This window comes from Pseudomonas sp. FSL W7-0098 (genome assembly GCF_005930585.1).
Lineage (GTDB): Bacteria > Pseudomonadota > Gammaproteobacteria > Pseudomonadales > Pseudomonadaceae > Aquipseudomonas > Aquipseudomonas bubulae.
The window spans coordinates 288,439-304,394 of the sequence record NZ_RXHW01000004.1 but is presented as its reverse complement, the minus strand read 5'-3'; the positions used below and the strand labels follow the sequence as shown (position 1 = coordinate 304,394).

Annotated in this window: 17 protein-coding genes; 11 read left to right on the top strand and 6 right to left on the bottom strand. The window is 58.4% G+C overall.

Annotated features, from left to right (window positions below):
* Positions 1 to 135 precede the first annotated feature (135 nt).
* The 3 genes from FHL07_RS09595 to epsC all read left to right on the top strand — a co-directional run bounded on the left by FHL07_RS09595 (position 136) and on the right by epsC (position 4,276).
* Positions 136 to 1,794: a Na/Pi cotransporter family protein gene (locus FHL07_RS09595; protein WP_094999625.1), complete on the top strand. Its 1,659-nt coding sequence runs from the start codon at positions 136 to 138 to the stop codon at positions 1,792 to 1,794.
* Between the two features lie 83 nt (positions 1,795 to 1,877).
* On the top strand, positions 1,878 to 3,254 hold the full coding sequence (locus tag FHL07_RS09590) for a M16 family metallopeptidase (RefSeq protein ID WP_138738411.1): 1,377 nt from the start codon (positions 1,878 to 1,880) through the stop codon (positions 3,252 to 3,254).
* A 95-nt stretch (positions 3,255 to 3,349) separates the two neighbouring features.
* A complete protein-coding gene (epsC, locus tag FHL07_RS09585) occupies positions 3,350 to 4,276 on the top strand; it encodes a serine O-acetyltransferase EpsC (protein WP_094999627.1) in 927 nt (308 codons plus the stop codon).
* 113 nt (positions 4,277 to 4,389) lie between these two features.
* Here the strand turns inward: epsC and trpA are convergent, their stop codons facing one another.
* Positions 4,390 to 5,196 carry a tryptophan synthase subunit alpha gene (gene trpA, locus FHL07_RS09580; protein WP_095020611.1) on the bottom strand — a complete coding sequence of 269 codons (807 nt, stop codon included), beginning with the start codon at positions 5,194 to 5,196 and terminating at the stop codon, positions 4,390 to 4,392.
* Positions 5,196 to 6,416: a tryptophan synthase subunit beta gene (gene trpB, locus FHL07_RS09575; RefSeq protein WP_094999629.1), complete on the bottom strand. Its 1,221-nt coding sequence runs from the start codon at positions 6,414 to 6,416 to the stop codon at positions 5,196 to 5,198. Before trpB ends, trpA begins: the two co-directional genes overlap by 1 nt.
* A 113-nt stretch (positions 6,417 to 6,529) precedes the next feature.
* On the opposite strand from trpB, the gene FHL07_RS09570 reads away from it, so the two are divergent.
* The gene (locus FHL07_RS09570) at positions 6,530 to 7,426 is read left to right on the top strand and encodes a LysR family transcriptional regulator (RefSeq protein WP_095038472.1); all 897 of its coding nucleotides are present in this window, start codon (positions 6,530 to 6,532) and stop codon (positions 7,424 to 7,426) included.
* Here FHL07_RS09570 and FHL07_RS09565 read toward each other — a convergent pair.
* A complete protein-coding gene (locus FHL07_RS09565; protein WP_016782799.1) occupies positions 7,423 to 7,749 on the bottom strand; it encodes a DUF883 family protein in 327 nt (108 codons plus the stop codon). The two genes, FHL07_RS09570 and FHL07_RS09565, sit on opposite strands and share 4 nt — an antisense overlap.
* A 154-nt stretch (positions 7,750 to 7,903) precedes the next feature.
* On the opposite strand from FHL07_RS09565, the gene FHL07_RS09560 reads away from it, so the two are divergent.
* Both FHL07_RS09560 and FHL07_RS09555 read left to right on the top strand, forming a co-directional pair.
* Entirely contained in the window at positions 7,904 to 8,119 is a 216-nt protein-coding gene (locus FHL07_RS09560; protein ID WP_094999631.1) for a dodecin, read from the top strand.
* A 119-nt stretch (positions 8,120 to 8,238) separates the two neighbouring features.
* Positions 8,239 to 8,463: a DUF1161 domain-containing protein gene (locus FHL07_RS09555; RefSeq protein WP_094999632.1), complete on the top strand. Its 225-nt coding sequence runs from the start codon at positions 8,239 to 8,241 to the stop codon at positions 8,461 to 8,463.
* A 120-nt stretch (positions 8,464 to 8,583) separates the two neighbouring features.
* Here FHL07_RS09555 and FHL07_RS09545 read toward each other — a convergent pair whose 3' ends face one another.
* Positions 8,584 to 9,588: an LLM class flavin-dependent oxidoreductase gene (locus FHL07_RS09545; protein WP_095020613.1), complete on the bottom strand. Its 1,005-nt coding sequence runs from the start codon at positions 9,586 to 9,588 to the stop codon at positions 8,584 to 8,586.
* Between the two features lie 215 nt (positions 9,589 to 9,803).
* Here FHL07_RS09545 and FHL07_RS09540 point away from each other — a divergent pair, with 215 nt between their 5' ends.
* Together FHL07_RS09540 and FHL07_RS09535 are read left to right on the top strand one after the other, a co-directional pair.
* Positions 9,804 to 10,235, top strand: a complete 432-nt coding sequence (locus FHL07_RS09540) for an OsmC family protein (protein ID WP_094999634.1) — start codon at positions 9,804 to 9,806, stop codon at positions 10,233 to 10,235.
* Between the two features lie 147 nt (positions 10,236 to 10,382).
* On the top strand, positions 10,383 to 10,628 hold the full coding sequence (locus tag FHL07_RS09535; protein ID WP_094999635.1) for a DUF1161 domain-containing protein: 246 nt from the start codon (positions 10,383 to 10,385) through the stop codon (positions 10,626 to 10,628).
* Here the strand turns inward: FHL07_RS09535 and FHL07_RS09530 are convergent.
* A complete protein-coding gene (locus FHL07_RS09530) occupies positions 10,620 to 11,036 on the bottom strand; it encodes a PA0061/PA0062 family lipoprotein (RefSeq protein ID WP_095026761.1) in 417 nt (138 codons plus the stop codon). The genes FHL07_RS09535 and FHL07_RS09530 overlap by 9 nt on opposite strands.
* Before the next feature lie 74 nt (positions 11,037 to 11,110).
* On the opposite strand from FHL07_RS09530, the gene FHL07_RS09525 reads away from it, so the two are divergent.
* Positions 11,111 to 12,157 carry an aminopeptidase gene (locus FHL07_RS09525; protein ID WP_095026760.1) on the top strand — a complete coding sequence of 349 codons (1,047 nt, stop codon included), beginning with the start codon at positions 11,111 to 11,113 and terminating at the stop codon, positions 12,155 to 12,157.
* 112 nt (positions 12,158 to 12,269) lie between these two features.
* Entirely contained in the window at positions 12,270 to 14,276 is a 2,007-nt protein-coding gene (locus FHL07_RS09520) for a M3 family metallopeptidase (RefSeq protein WP_138738410.1), read from the top strand.
* Positions 14,277 to 14,282: 6 nt separating this feature from the next.
* Here the strand turns inward: FHL07_RS09520 and FHL07_RS09515 are convergent, their stop codons facing one another.
* Positions 14,283 to 14,915 (bottom strand): dual specificity protein phosphatase family protein, encoded by a 633-nt coding sequence (locus tag FHL07_RS09515; RefSeq protein ID WP_095026758.1) that lies wholly within the window; start codon positions 14,913 to 14,915, stop codon positions 14,283 to 14,285.
* Positions 14,916 to 15,215: 300 nt separating this feature from the next.
* On the opposite strand from FHL07_RS09515, the gene FHL07_RS09510 reads away from it, so the two are divergent.
* Complete coding sequence (locus FHL07_RS09510; RefSeq protein ID WP_094999975.1) at positions 15,216 to 15,956, top strand: gluconate 2-dehydrogenase subunit 3 family protein; 741 nt, start codon at positions 15,216 to 15,218, stop codon at positions 15,954 to 15,956.

Here is a 15,956-nt window from a genome sequence, read left to right as displayed (position 1 = left end):
GTATTAATCTTTCAACCCTGCCCCTGCTATGCGATGCTGGCGCTCTGCTCAATTGCCGACTACATCTTAAGAAACATCTGTAGGAACGGCCCGCAGCTATCTGATCCTTAGACACATCTACCACAGGGAGCCAGCATGCTGACCCTGCTCAATCTGCTTTCCGCCGTGGCCTTGCTCATCTGGGGCACGCATATCGTCCGTACCGGCATCTTGCGGGTCTACGGTACCAACCTGCGCCATGTCATCGGGCAAAACGTCTCCAGGCGCATGTTTGCCTTTGTCGCGGGGATCGTGGTTACCGCCATGGTGCAGAGCAGCAACGCCACGGCCATGCTGGTCACTTCCTTTGTCGGCCAGGGGCTGATGGCGCTCACTCCCGCGCTGGCCACCATGCTCGGTGCCGATGTCGGTACGGCCTTGATGGCGCGGGTGCTGACCTTCGACCTGTCGTGGCTGTCGCCGCTGTTGATTTTTCTGGGTGTGATTTTCTTTTTGACCCGCAAGCAAACCCGTGCCGGGCAACTGGGGCGGGTGGGCATTGGCCTGGGCTTGATCATCCTGGCGTTGCAATTGATTGTCGAAGCCGCCACACCCATCACCCATGCTCAGGGCGTGAAGGTGATTTTTGCTTCGTTGACCGGCGATATTCTGCTCGATGCCCTGGTTGGCGCCCTGTTCGCCATGGTGTCTTACTCAAGCCTGGCAGCCGTGCTGCTGACCGCCACATTGGCGGGCGCGGGGGTTATCAGCCTGCATGTGGCCATCGGCCTGGTGATTGGCGCCAATATCGGCAGCGGCATACTGGCGTTTCTCAGTACCAATATGCAGAACGCAGCGGGCCGGCAGGTGGCATTGGGCAGCCTGCTGTACAAGCTGATCGGCCTGTTGTTGATCATGCCCGTGCTCGACCCGCTGGTGGCCTGGATGGACAGCCTGAGCTATAGCGCCCAGGAGTTGGTGATCGGCTTCCATCTGCTCTACAACACCGCCCGCTGTTTCTTGATGTTGCCGACAGTAGGCCTGATGGCGCGCATTTGCGCCTGGCTGCTGCCTGAGCGCGAGCAAACCAACGGTGTCGCCAAACCGCGCCACCTGGACCCCGCCGCCCTCGATACACCGAGCCTGGCGCTAGCCAATGCGGTGCGCGAAACCCTGCGTATTGGCGACCTGATCGACACCATGTTGGTCAATATGCTCGACGTTCTACGCGGCAAGCAAACGGCTATCACCGCGGAAATGCGCACGTTGAGCGATGAAGTCGAAGTGCTCTACAGCGCGGTAAAACTCTATCTGGCACAAATGCCTCGGGAGGATTTAAGCGAGCAGGACAGTCGGCGCTGGGCTGAAATCATCGAACTGGCGATCAACCTCAAACTTGCCAGTGATGTAATCGAACGCATGCTGCGCAAAGTCCAGCAGCAGAAAACCTCCCAGCGCCGGTCATTTTCAGAAACAGGGCTGGAGGAGCTGGTGGGCCTGCAAACCCAGTTGATCGATAATTTGCGTCTTGGGCTGACGGTGTTTCTCAATTCCGACCCGCAGAACGCCCGCCAATTGCTGCGTGAAAAACGCCGCTTTCGCGCCCAGGAGCGGCGTTTGGCCCACGCTCACGTAAGTCGCTTGCAGCGTAAAGTCACACAAAGTATCGAGACCAGTTCTATGCATCTGGAGCTGATCGCGGACATGAAACGCCTTAACTCGTTGTTTTGCGGCAGCGCCTACGTGGTGCTGGAGACCTCTGAAACCGGGGCCCTGGAGCTGGATGACGCAGCCGACACGCAACATTCGCCTTGAACGTTGTACGTCGGGCTGTTGTCAGCCGTTATGCAGCGACTAAGCTGCACGGGCTCAAGGATTCGAGAATTCAGGGATTTTTTATGCGTTGCCTGCTGTTTATCTGCTTGCTGCTTGGCGCTGCCCAAGGCTTTGCCCTGGATCGCTACAGCGTTGAGGGCTATCAACTGCCCAATGGTCTGCAACTGATCCTCAAACCCAACAACGATCGCGATCATGTGGCTATTCGGCTGGTGGTGGGGGTGGGTATGGATGACTTTTCCTGCGCCGATCAGCAATTGCCCCATCTGCTGGAACATTTGCTCTTCAGCGGCATCGACGACACCGGTGAAGGGGGGCTGGAGGAGCGCATGCAAGCGTTGGGGGGCGAATGGAACGCTTTTACCAGCAGCGCCGATACCACCTTTGTGATCGAGGCCCCGGCAAAAAATCAGCGCAAGATTCTCGACCTGCTGCTGGGGTTGCTGACCCGCACCCAGCTGACCGAACAACGTATCAGCGACGCCAAACAGGTGGTCGAGCGCGAAGACGGCGGCCATTATTCGCACTTGCAGCGCTGGCTGGACCGTCAGGATCTGGGCCACAGCGCCAGCAACCAGCTGGCTGTCGAATTGGGCCTGAAGTGCGCCGAGCGGGCCGAAGTGCATGACCTTACCCGCCAGCAGCTAGAGGCTGTACGCCAGAAGTGGTACGCGCCCAACAACATGACGCTGATTATCGTCGGCGACCTTGACCGTTTCTTGCCAGCTTATCTTGAGCGAGCCTACGGTGCCCTCGAGCCGGTTGACCCCAGCGAGCACCGTCCCCTCGCCGCCATCGATGCCAAGGCCGACGCAGAGCGCGAGCTGGTGCGCGGTGTGGTGGGCGACACGGCAACCCTGCACTGGTTGCTGCCCGAACCGGTTATCGAAGGGCAATCCGATGAAACCTGGACCCTGCTGCGCGATTATCTGGAGTGGGCGCTGTACAGCGAACTGCGGCTCAAGCACGGCTTGTCTTACGGCCCCTGGGCTGAGCGCGAGGTGTTTGGCGGCGTGAGTTTTCTGAGTCTGAACGCGGATCTTGAACGCGAGAACGTGCCCAGGGCCCGTGAGGTGATGCAGCAACTCACGTCGCGGCTGCTCAAGGACGGGCTGGATCCGCAGGTGTTTGCCCGACTCAAGCAAACGGCCATTTCCCGTCAGGCGTGGACGGTGCAAGGCAGCAGTGCGCTGGCTGATTACTACTGGGTCTCGCTGGGAGACTACGATGAAGGCCGTTTTGCCGACCCTGCCCGGCAGTTGCAGGCCATTAACCTGGAGCAGGCAAATGCCGCACTGCGCGAGTTATTTGCCGAGCCCGGGTACATTCGCATCGAAAAGCCGCTATTCAGCTATCACGGCTTGAGCATTGCCATTTTGGGCGGGTTGCTACTGTTGATCAGCGCCGCGGTGGGTTGGCGCCTCTGGCGCCGGCGTTAAGGCTTGATTGCCGGAGTCGCAAACGTTTTGATACCGTAAAATCATTGCCTATTCGCGGCTGGTTGATCCAGCCGCCAGCGTGCGGAGTATTCATCGTGAGTGATCGTTCCAATCCTTGGCAATTGCAGGCCATCGTCTGCCAACTGCGCGCGGCGCGAAACCAGTGGCGTACGCAAAACGGCCGCGTCAGTGGCGAACAGGGCGGTCGCGAGCTGCCGTCGCGTGCTGCAATGGCCGATATTCTTGAAGCTCTTTGCGGTGCTTTGTTTCCGATGCGTTTGGGCCCGGTGGACCTGCGTGAAGAGAGCGAAGATTTCTACGTGGGCCACACCCTGGACGTAGCCCTCAATGCGTTGCTGACCCAGGCCCGGCTGGAGTTGCGTTATGTCGCGCGTCAGGGCGGGTTGCCGGATGAGGGAGTGGATGCGACGGCGACCTTGCTGATTCAGGACTTTGCCCTGGCTTTGCCGGGTTTGCGCAGCATTCTCGATACTGACGTGCTGGCCGCTTACCACGGTGACCCGGCGGCGCGCAGCGTCGATGAAGTGCTGCTGTGCTACCCGGGAATTCTGGCGGTGATTCATCACCGGTTGGCGCACCACCTGTACCGTGCCGGGCTACCGTTGCTGGCGCGGATCAGCGCAGAAATCGCCCATTCGGCCACGGGGATCGACATTCACCCCGGCGCGCAGATTGGCCGCAGTTTCTTTATCGATCACGGCACGGGCGTGGTGATTGGTGAAACTGCGATTATTGGCGAGCGTGTGCGGATTTATCAGGCGGTGACGTTGGGTGCCAAGCGGTTCCCGGCGGATGAGTCGGGACAGCTGCAAAAAGGCCATCCACGCCATCCGATCGTTGAGGATGATGTGGTGATTTATGCGGGGGCGACGATTTTGGGGCGTATCACCATTGGTCAGGGTTCGACCATTGGTGGCAACGTATGGTTGACCCGCAGCGTACCGGCAGGCAGCAACCTGACCCAGGCTAACCTGCTGCATGATGACGGGACGCAGAAGTAATACTGTGTAAGCCTCTTGCCCTCACCCCAGCCCTCTCCCGGGGGGAGAGGGAGCCGATGTGTGGTGACATCCCCCAATCAGTCCCCTCTCCCTCCGGGAGAGGGGCTCTTGATCTAGCGGGCGCTACGTACACCTTCAGCCAGCGCAGCACACAAACTCAGCACACCATCCACCGCCTGTTCAGGCGTCGCTGCATTCTCGATCTTGTCGATCAGGGCCGAGCCCACCACCACGCCATCGGCCAGGCGGGCAATTGCCGCAGCCTGTTCAGGGGTACGGATACCAAAGCCCACGCTGATCGGCAAATCAGTATGCCGACGCAGACGCTCGATAGCCGCGCTCACCTGTTCCGTGGTGGCCGAACCGGCACCGGTCACGCCCGCCACCGAAACGTAGTACACAAAGCCCGAGCTGCCGGCCAATACGGTCGGCAGGCGTACGTCGTCCGTGGTTGGCGTGGTCAGGCGGATAAAGTCCAGGCCAGCAGCCTGTGCCGGGTCGCACAGCTCGCTGTTGTGCTCGGGTGGCATGTCGACCACGATCAGGCCGTCTACGCCCGCCTCTTTGGCTTCGGCGATAAAACGCGCCACGCCATAGTGGTGGATCGGGTTGAAATAGCCCATCAGCACCAGCGGAGTGTCGTTGTTACCGGTACGAAATTCACGAACCATCTGCAGGGTTTTTGCCAGGTTCTGCTTGGCACCCAACGCACGGATGTTGGCCAGTTGAATCGCCGGGCCGTCGGCCATCGGATCGGTGAAGGGCATGCCCAGTTCGATCACATCGGCGCCTGCTGCCGGCAAGCCTTTGAGGATGGCCAGCGAGGTGTCGTAATCCGGGTCACCGGCGGTGACAAAGGTCACCAGCGCCGCGCGGTTTTGTTCCTTGAGAGCGGTAAAGCGCGTTTGCAGGCGGCTCATCAGTGTTGCTCCTGTTGAGACTGTTCCATGTGGTGCATCACGGTTTGCATGTCTTTGTCGCCGCGACCCGAAAGGTTGACCACCATCAGGTGATCGGCCGGCAGCGTCGGTGCGCGCTTGAACACTTCGGCCAGCGCGTGGGCGCTTTCCAGGGCCGGGATGATGCCTTCAAGGCGGCAGCATTTGTGGAAGGCATCCAGCGCCTCAGCGTCGGTCACCGAGGTGTACTGGACACGACCGATATCGTGCAACCAGGCGTGTTCAGGGCCGATGCCCGGGTAGTCCAGGCCTGCGGAAATCGAATGGGCGTCGATGATCTGACCATCGTCGTCCTGCAACAGGAAGGTGCGGTTGCCGTGCAACACGCCCGGTTCGCCGCCATTGAGGCTGGCTGCATGCTTGCCGGTTTCGATACCGTAGCCGGCGGCTTCTACGCCGATGATTTCAACGCCGGTGTCATCCAGGAACGGGTGGAACAGGCCCATGGCGTTGGAGCCACCGCCGATGCATGCCACCAGGCTGTCCGGCAGGCGGCCTTCCTGGGCTTGCATCTGGTCGCGGGTTTCCTTGCCGATCACGGCCTGGAAGTCGCGCACCATCGCCGGGTAAGGATGCGGGCCAGCCACGGTGCCGATCAGGTAAAAGGTGCTGTCAACGTTGGTCACCCAGTCACGCAAGGCTTCGTTCATTGCATCTTTGAGGGTGCCAGTGCCGGCCACCACCGGGATCACTTCGGCGCCCAGCAGCTTCATGCGGAACACGTTGGCCTGCTGGCGCTCGATGTCGGTGGTGCCCATGTAGATCACGCACTGCAGGCCAAAGCGCGCAGCCACGGTGGCAGTGGCCACGCCGTGCATGCCGGCGCCGGTCTCGGCGATGATGCGTTTTTTGCCCATGCGCCGTGCCAGCAGGATCTGGCCGATGCAGTTGTTGATCTTGTGGGCGCCGGTGTGGTTCAGCTCTTCGCGCTTGAGGTAGATCTTGGCGCCGCCACAGAACTCGGTCAGCCGCTCGGCGAAGTACAGCGGGCTTGGGCGGCCCACGTAGTCGCGTTGGAAGTAGGCCAGCTCCTTGATGAACTCAGGGTCTTTTTTCGCCAGCTCGTACTCGCGATCCAGGTCAAGGATCAGCGGCATCAGGGTTTCAGCCACATAACGGCCGCCAAATGAGCCAAACAGGCCATTGGCATCAGGGCCGGTACGCAAAGTGGATTGAGTCATGTGACGCTCCAGATAAAAAATGGCGAAGGTCTATGGGCCTGACTGTACCCGTGACAGCCCGGGATGAAAACCGATAAGATCGCCGTAACCTGTCAGGAAAACTCACAGATACCATGAGCCGCGATCTCCCCCCTCTTAATGCCCTGCGTGCCTTTGAAGCCACCGCCCGCCTGAGCAGCGTCAGCCAGGCGGCTGAGCAGCTACACGTCACCCACGGTGCCGTCAGTCGGCAATTGAAAGTGCTGGAAGAGCACCTGGGGGTGAGCCTGTTCGTCAAGGAAGGGCGCGGGCTAAAGCTGACCGAAGCCGGTATCCGCTTGCGGGATGCCAGTAGCGAAGCCTTTGAGCGCTTGAGAAATGTATGCGCTGAACTCACGCAAAGCCAGGTTGACGCTCCGTTCGTGCTCGGCTGTTCAGGCAGTTTGCTGGCGCGCTGGTTTATTCCGCGCCTGGGCCGATTGAATGCCGACTTGCCTGACTTGCGCCTGCACCTGTCGGCCGGTGAAGGCGATCTGGATCCGCGTCGCCCCGGGCTGGATGCTTTGCTGGTGTTTGCCGAGCCACCCTGGCCAGCAGACATGCAGGTTTACGAATTAGCCAGCGAGCGCATTGGCCCGGTGGTCAGTCCCCGTTATGCGCGGTACGAACAACTGCGCCATGCCCCGGCCAGCGCCTTGCTCGACGAACCGTTGCTGCACACCACTTCGCGGCCGCAGGCATGGCCGAGCTGGGCGCAAAAAAACGCAATTGAGACGAAGGATTTAAAATACGGGCAGGGGTTTGAACACTTGTATTACTTGCTGGAAGCCGCCGTTGCGGGGCTGGGTGTAGCGATTGCTCCCGAGCCGCTGGTGGCCCAGGACCTGCAAGCAGGACGGCTGGCTGCGCCCTGGGGCTTCAATGAAACCCCGGGGCAACTGACGTTATGGTTGCCCAAGCGCGCCGCAGACGGACGCGCCAGGCAACTTGCGCAATGGCTCAAGGCAGAGCTTGCGCGCAGCGCAGATTAATTGCCGCGCTTGCACAACAGGAAGGCTGCCAGCAGACCCAGTGCGCCGATGGCAACCCCAGCGGTGGCATACGGATGCTCTTGGGCGTATTCACGGGTAGCGATCGCGGTTTCGCGGGTTTTGTCCTTCACTTCTTCCAGCGCATCGCTGAGCAGATGACGTGAATGCTTCAGCGCGTTCTCGGCGTTGTTCTTGAGGATGCCAAGGGTCTTTTTGGACTCGTCCGAAGCGTCGTGCTTGAGGCTTTCAAGAGACTTGAGCAGGCTCTCGATCTCTGCTTCCATGCTTTGCAATGAGGCTTTACGTAAAGAGTTGCTAGCCATTAGGGCTCTCCTGCATTGATGAGTGAGGTGCTTGTTAAGTCGGACTACAGGGGCGTGAGAAAGTGCAGTTAACCTGAACTTTTCCTTTTAGATTGCCTACAAAGTATTTAGCACATTCGCTGCTAGGCTTTGATTTACGACAAAGGAGAACGTTATGTCTGACCATCACACCTACAAGAAAGTCGAATTGGTAGGCTCGTCCCCGACCAGCATAGAAGACGCCATCGGTAATGCACTGGCCGAAGCCAACAAAAGCATCAAGCACCTGGAATGGTTCGAGGTGATCGACACCCGCGGCCATATCAAGGACGGCAAGGTGGCGCACTATCAGGTAACGCTCAAAATCGGCTTCAGGATTGCCAGCAGTTGATTTGAGGCAAGGTTTTGCCCCGCGGACTGGCCGTTTGCCATAAAGTCCGCTACACAGTCTGGGTGCAATGCGGCATGTTCGCATTGCACCCTTTTTGTTTTGACCGGGGAATGTGACCGATGAAAAAGCTTTTATTGGCTGTAGGTTTGCTGAGTCTGGCAGGAACGGCGTTCGCGGCGGGCAAGCCGTGCGAAGAACTGAAAAGCGAAATCGCGGCGAAGATTGAAGCTAACGGCGCCAGACATTATTCGCTGACGGTTGTGGAAAAAGGTGCTGCCGCTGACGGCAAGGTAGTGGGCTCTTGCGAAGCCGGCACCAAAGAAATTGTCTACAAGCGCGGGTAAGTCCAGCGCAGTAGTAGATCTTGTGGGAGCGGGCTTGCTCGCGATGCGCACGCTGCGGTGTTTCAGATCAATCGCGTCGATACCATCGCGAGCAAGCCCGCTCCCACACTTCCCTTTGTGTCAGGCCCCTTTCATCACCTGCGACAGCAATTCATACGAGTGAATGCGGTCTGCGTGTTCGTACAGATCACAGGTAAAAATCAACTCATCGGCCTGGGTCTGCTCGACCAGCACGTCCAGCTTGGCCTTGATCTTCTGCGGGCTGCCGACCATCGCCAGGCCCAGGAAACTCATCACCGCCTCTTTTTCGTGGGGCAGCCACAAACCGTCCATCGTCGCCACCGGCGCGCGCTGCACCAGACTCTGCCCGCGCATCAGCGCCAGGATTCGCTGGTACACCGAGGTGGCCAGGTACTCGGCCTGCTCGTCGGTATCAGCAGCCACCAGCGGCACGCCCAACATCACGTAGGGCTTGTCCAGCACGGCAGAAGGCTTGAAGTGGTTGCGATAAACGCGAATCGCTTCATGCATCAACCGTGGTGCGAAATGTGATGCAAAGGCGTAAGGCAAACCCAGTTCACCGGCCAATTGTGCACTGAACAGACTGGAGCCCAGCAGCCAGACCGGCACATTGGTGCCAGTGCCCGGCATGGCAATGATCCGTTGGTCGGGAGTACGTGGGCCCAGATAGCGCATCAGCTCGGCCACATCCTGCGGGAAATCATCGGCACTGCCCGAACGCTCACGACGCAGGGCGCGGGCGGTCATCTGATCCGAGCCGGGCGCGCGGCCAAGGCCCAGGTCAATGCGTCCCGGGTACAGGCTTTCGAGGGTGCCGAATTGCTCGGCGATAACCAGCGGCGCATGGTTGGGCAGCATCACGCCGCCCGAGCCGACACGGATGGTTGACGTACCGCCGGCGAGATAACCGATCAACACCGAGGTCGCCGAACTGGCAATCCCATCCATGTTGTGGTGTTCCGCTACCCAGAAACGGTTGTAGCCGAATTTTTCCACATGCTGTGCCAGATCCAGCGAATTACGCAACGATTGGGCTGCACTGCCGTTTTCGCGGACAGGGACCAGGTCGAGGGTCGAGAATTTGATGTCAGACAGTCGTTTCATCAGCCGGCTACTCCAGGTGGGATGCAGGTCAGGGTGCTCGCATAACCTGCCAGTACTTACAGCAATATGGGCATATACCCGAGTTTCAATGGTCGACTGGGAATTGAGCTACTAAAAATGAAGATTGGTCCGACAGGGTGAACTTTGTGGGGCGAACTACCCTCACTAGTTCATTCAAGGCGTGAAACCTTCGCGCCGTTCTTCAGGAGGCACGCATGAGTATTAAAAAGAAAGCATCGGCTCATTGGGCAGGCGACCTTAAAACCGGCATTGGCTCCATCTCCACAGAAACCGGAGTGCTGCGCGAAGCGCCTTATGGCTTCAAGGCGAGGTTCGAAGGCGGTAAGGGCACCAACCCCGAAGAGCTGATCGGCGCAGCCCATGCAGGCTGTTTCTCGATGGCCTTGTCGATGATTCTCGGTGATGCCGGCCTCAAGGCCGACAGTATCGATACCACTGCTGAAGTAACCCTGGATCAAGTGGACGGCGGTTTTGCAATTACGGCCGTGCATCTGGTGCTCAAGGCCAAGGTGCCCGGCGCCACCCAGGCGCAATTCGACGAACTGACCACCAAAGCCAAAGAGGGCTGCCCGGTGTCCAAGGTACTGAACGCCAAAATCACCCTCGACGCGACGCTGGTGAGCTGACACCACCTGTGTGCCCCGCTAACCGCTAGCGGGGCACAATCGATACCCGGCTGCGACAGATCAGTCCTGCGCTGTGCGATATGTGATCGAATGGTCGTTACTCGCGTCAGATCATGACTTTGCGTTCTGCCTCAAGGGAGTCTCACCATGAAACGTTTTGCTCTAGCTGTAGTTTGCTGCGCCTTGGCCACCTCGGCTCTGGCGGCGCCCAAGCCGTGCGAAGAACTGAAAGCCGAAATCGAAGCCAAGATCCAGGCGAACAATGTGTCGTCCTACACCCTCGAAATCGTGAGCAATGAAGAAGTTCATGACGAGAACATGGTGGTTGGTTCGTGTGAAAGCGGCACCAAGAAAATCATCTACCAGAACAACGACCGTCAGCCTTCAAGGTAAGCAGTTGACCAGCCGCTCCTCGGCGACCACCTTGCCCGTTGCGTCGTACAGCCGGGCGTAGGCGTTGAAGCCCAGTGAGCGGGCCTGTAGCCGGTAACGCTGGCCGGGCTGGAAGTTGTCGTAATCGACGGTGACGTAACACAGGCGCTCCTGTGGGTCACTGAACATACCCATGCCGCCGACAAACACCTCGAAATCGAAGCGCACCATCAACTCGTGGCTACCTGGCGTTACTTGAAAATAGCGGCCATCGGCCTGTCGCTTGTTATCCAGACGCTCGGCCATTACCAGCTTGCCGGTTTGGGTTTCAAGCTCGACCCAGGCCATGGCGGGATCAGCCGGGGGGATTGGCGTGCTGGTACAGGCGCTGAGCAGACAAGCAGCCAGCAACCACAAAAGCGTGCGCATGATGATGTCCAAAAAAAGTGTTACGCAAGCATAGCGTGCATTATGGTCACATCACTCGCCTACTGGATCGCTTTATGACCTCGCGTGTTCGCGGCTTGTTGGTCCTTGCCTTGCCGCTTCTGCTCAGCGGTTGCTCCAGTGCGGGCTACTACTCGCAATTGGCCACCGGCCAATGGAATTTATTGCAGGCCCGTGAACCCGTGAGCAAGGTGATTGTTGATCCCCGGCGCCCGACAGTGTTGCGTGAGCAATTGGCAAAAGCCCAGGCTGCGCGCTCCTTCGCCAGCGAGCATTTACACCTGCCGGACAACCAGAGCTATCGTCTGTATGCCGACCTGAAACGGCAGTACGTGGTGTGGAATGTCTTTGCCACCCCGGCGTATTCCCTCGACCCCGTCACCCATTGCTTTCCCATAGCCGGGTGCGTGGCCTACCGGGGTTATTACAGCCAGGGAGCGGCGCGAGGTGAGGCGGCCCTGCAACGCCAGCAGGGCATGGACGTGTTTGTCAGCGGCGTTGAAGCCTATTCCACCCTGGGATGGTTTGATGACCCGATCCTCAATGGCATGCTCAATTGGGGTGATGAGCGTTTGGCCACACTGATCTTTCACGAGCTGGCCCATCAGCAGTTTTATGTGAAGGACGACACTGAATTCAATGAGTCTTTTGCCAGTTTCGTGGAACAGGCAGGCACCCGCCAATGGCGCGTCGAACAAGGCTTGCCACCCTCCGACGGCAGCCATGTGCAGCAACGTGAACAATTTATCACCCTGGTGCTCGACACTCGCCAGCGCTTGAAGACCCTTTATGCACAGCCGTTGCCGGCAGCCGAAATGCAGCAGCGTAAAACCGCTGCATTCGAACGAATGCGCCGTGATTATCGTCAGTTACGGGATGAGCAATGGGCGGGAAATCCGCGCTATGACGCGTGGGTCAATGGCCCTCTCAATAACGCCAAATTGTTGCCCTTCGGTCTTTACGATCAATGGGTGCCTGCCTTCGCAGCCCTGTTCAAGCACGTGGGCGGCGACTGGCCGAGTTTTTATGCCGAAGTTGAACAGCTGGGTAAATTGCCCCCCGAACAGCGTAAGGCTGCCTTGTATAAATGGGCTGAACGCTGAGCTTTTTGAGGCTGCACTACATAGATAGCCCCCCTGAAATCCCTGTCTCAATAGGCTGAGAACCCACCGATACTCAGCCCGAAATGAAGCAGAACTTTCAAGGAATGCTGCCATGGAGCCAACCAACCCGCTGTTGAGCGCGCCCCTTCTGCCCCTTTACAGCAAGGTACGTCTAGAACATCTCAAGCCGGCAATCGAACACATTGTTGCCGACAACCTGCAGTCAATCAGCCGAATCGTCAGTGCCCAGTCCCAACCCACATGGTCGGGCCTGGTGTTGCCGATGGAAGCCCTGACGGCGCGGCTGGATGAAGCCATTGCCGTCATCACGACACTGGGGCAGGTACCAAGAGAAGTGTCATGGGAAACAGATATCGGCCAATGCTTTCTGGCTGCCTACAATTACAAGGCGCAAGTCTTGCAAAACCGCGAGCTTTATCTGGCCTGCAAGGCTTTGGCAGAAAGCCCTGAAGCCATGCAATTTGATCGCTCGCAGCAGGCCCTATTGGGCAAGATACTGCGCGACTACCGGTTGGCTGGGAGTGAGCTGTCAGCCTCTGGCAGAGGCGAACTCATCGAGCTCAACCACGAGATATCCCGACAGGAATGGGTTTTTTACGAAAACGCACGACAATCCAGAAAATCCTGGAGCAAGCTGGTTACCGATGAGTCCTTGCTTGCGGGGCTTGCGAGTGAACTCAAGGGGCAGTTGGCAGACATTGCCACGGACGCCGACCTGCAAGGCTGGCTGATAACTCTTCAGGAGCGCGCTACCTACACCGCGATCATGCGCTCATGCGAAAACAGGGCGCTGCGCGAGGAGTTGTTCACGGCCTACAACACGCGGGCTTCCGAGCAGGGCCCCGCAGGCGGGCAATATGGCAATGGCCCGGTGCTCCATGATCTGCTCAGGCTGCGTCAGCAGAAGGCGCGCCTGCTGGGGTATGACAGCCATGCCGAGCTGAGCCTGCAGGGCAAGACGGCAACCTCGGTTGATGAGGTGCTGAGTTTTCTGCGCACTCGAATTGAACGCAAGTCGGCATTTTTTTCAACTCAAACCGCAGAGCTGCATGCCCTGGCGTCGGCTATGCAATACGACGGACTCAAACCATGGGATCTGTTGTTTCTGGCGCAAAAACGCGCTCTGCAACTAAGCCCGCTGGCGGGCGATCAATTGAAATCATATTTTGCGTTCACACGTGTATTTGAAGGCATCGTGTTACTCGTCAAGCGCCTCTTCGCGGTCGATCTGGTCGAACAAGTATCGTTTGATACCTGGCACCCGGACGTTCGTTTGTTTGAGGTGATCGAGTCAGGTGTTCGGGTGGGGCATCTTTATCTCGACCCTTACCTTCGTGAATCCAAGCCGAATATGTGCTGGATGCAGTCGGCACGTAACCGCAGAATCAATCAGCAAGGGGACCTGACCACCCCGGTGGCCATTCTCTATGGCAACTTCTCACCCGAATCCCCTGGCTCCCCATCACTGCTGACGCCGCAGCAGTTAACCCTGCTTTTCCATGAGTTGGGTTGTTGCATGAAGCAACTGCTGACCCGCAGTCCCTACGGTGCATTTTCCCGCGTGGATGTACTGAATGCTGAGGCGTCCGGGTTTTCAGGCAAATGCGCTGAAAAGTGGTGCTGGTCACGGGACGGTCTGCGCTGGTTGGCCAGGCATGCCCAGCATGACAGTGAGCTGACCTATGAGCAGATAGACCAAGTACTTGAAGCGCGCAGTGTCGAGCGTTGGCTTGAAATGGCCCGCGAGCTTGGGCTTGCGCTGTTTGATTTTGAACTGCACCGCACCTGGGGCGATGGCCGCAGCGTGGAAGAGATCTGGCGCAGTGCACACAATGAACTCCAGCCGTTACCGTTGGCGCAGAACGACCGATCTGCCAACACTTTCGATGCGATCGTCTCGGGCCATGATGGCGCTTATTTCGTCAATGAATGGGCCGAAGCGATGGCTGAGCAGGTTTTTGCAAGGTTTGAACAGCAAGGTGTGTTTGACCCGCAAACGGGCTTGGCCTATCGCGAAGCCTTCCATGCACCGGGCATCGAACGCCCGCTGCATGAGTCTTTCGAGGTGTTTATGGGCCAGCCGCCCGCGAGCGTATAGGTATCTTCAGGACTTGAGCCAGTTCTTCACCACGCATGAAGCAAAAGGGCTGGTACTGCATGCGCCGCTGCTCAGGGCTGCGCGCAACTGTGGGATATCCGCCTTCATCATGTAGCTCTCGCCATCTTTGTGGTGCGAGTTTTCGCCAAAGCCGCCCTGGGTCATTTCTTTCAGGGCGTCTTCCTTGCTCCAGTCCTGCACGACCACGCGATACATCGCCGCCATCAGCCCGGTACGGTCCGAACCGTGCTTGCAGTGCATCAATACAGGGCCCTGTGCTTGTGCCGTCTGGATGGCACGCAGCGCGGCCAGCACATCGGTGTCATCTACATGGTTGGTGCGATAAGGCAGTTGGACTTTAGCGACGCCTGGAGTCTTGAGCCAGGAACTGTCGGCATCAGGCAAGAAGTTGATGACGGTGGTTATCTGTAATTTTTCCAGCAGCGGCTGCGCGGCACTGTCAGGCAGTGCGCTGCGGTACAGGGTCGGGGACATTTGATAGAGGTTGTATTGCGTGGCAATGGGCTGTGCCCACTGTACAGGCCGGGCCTGGGCTGTTTCGTCGGCCAGGGCCTGAGGCACAGAAAACGCTGCCAGCAAGGTCAGGCACAGAGCAGGAAAAAACCGGGCTTTGGGCATATCAGTTCGACCATTAACAAAGAATTTGGAAGTTGAAACGCTAGATTGAGGGATGACTTATCAAAACTGTGTCAGGCATTTGTCAAAAAAGCGTGAGGGCGCAGCCAGTGATGGCCTGATGCTATTGGTGCGGCAAATTTACGCATGAAACGATTCATCTGGTCGCCTGGCCTGTTAGTATTTGTAACCAAACTTTGCCTGCGTCTTTTTTCTCAGGTCGATTTCGACCCGTATCGCTGCCAAAACGAAAAGCTGCCCATGAGCGGCTGTAATCCGTGAATGCCTGATGAGGTGCCCCGCATGTCTGAGCAAGACAACCCCCGGCGTGAGTTTTTGCGCAAAACCCTGACCCTGATTCCAGTGGTCACTGTTGCGAGCACGGGCCTGGGTGGTTCCGTTCTGATGGCTACGCCAGACGCTCAAGCCGCACCGGTCGCTGCGCCGCCCGTTGCCGCATCAGGCCCGGCCTATGAACCAACGTACTTCACGGCTGAAGAGTGGGCGTTCGTTAACGCCGCCGTCGCGCGTCTGATCCCGGCTGACGAGCAAGGCCCGGGGGCGCTCGAAGCTGGCGTTCCGGAATATATCGACCGTCAGATGAACACGCCTTACGCCAGCGGCGCGCTGTGGTTTATGCAGGGGCCGTTCAATGCCGACGCTGCGCCGGAAATGGGCTGGCAAAGCAAACTGGTGCCAAAACAGATCTATCGCCTGGGCATTGCTGCCACGGAGGAGCTCTGCAAAAAAGCCTATAACTCAACATTTGCTGGGCTAGACAGCGCTACCCGAGACGAAGTGCTCAAACAGCTGGAAGCCGGCACGCCTAAATTCGATAGCGTCCCGGCCAAGATGTTTTTCAGCTTTTTGCTGCAAAACACCAAGGAAGGCTTCTTTTGCGACCCTATTCACGGTGGCAACAAAGGCATGATCGGCTGGACCATGATCGGCTTCCCCGGCGCGCGCGCTGATTTCATGGACTGGGTAGAACGCAACGAGCAATACCCCTTCCCGGCAGTTTCCATTCGCGGCGAGAGGGCTTGA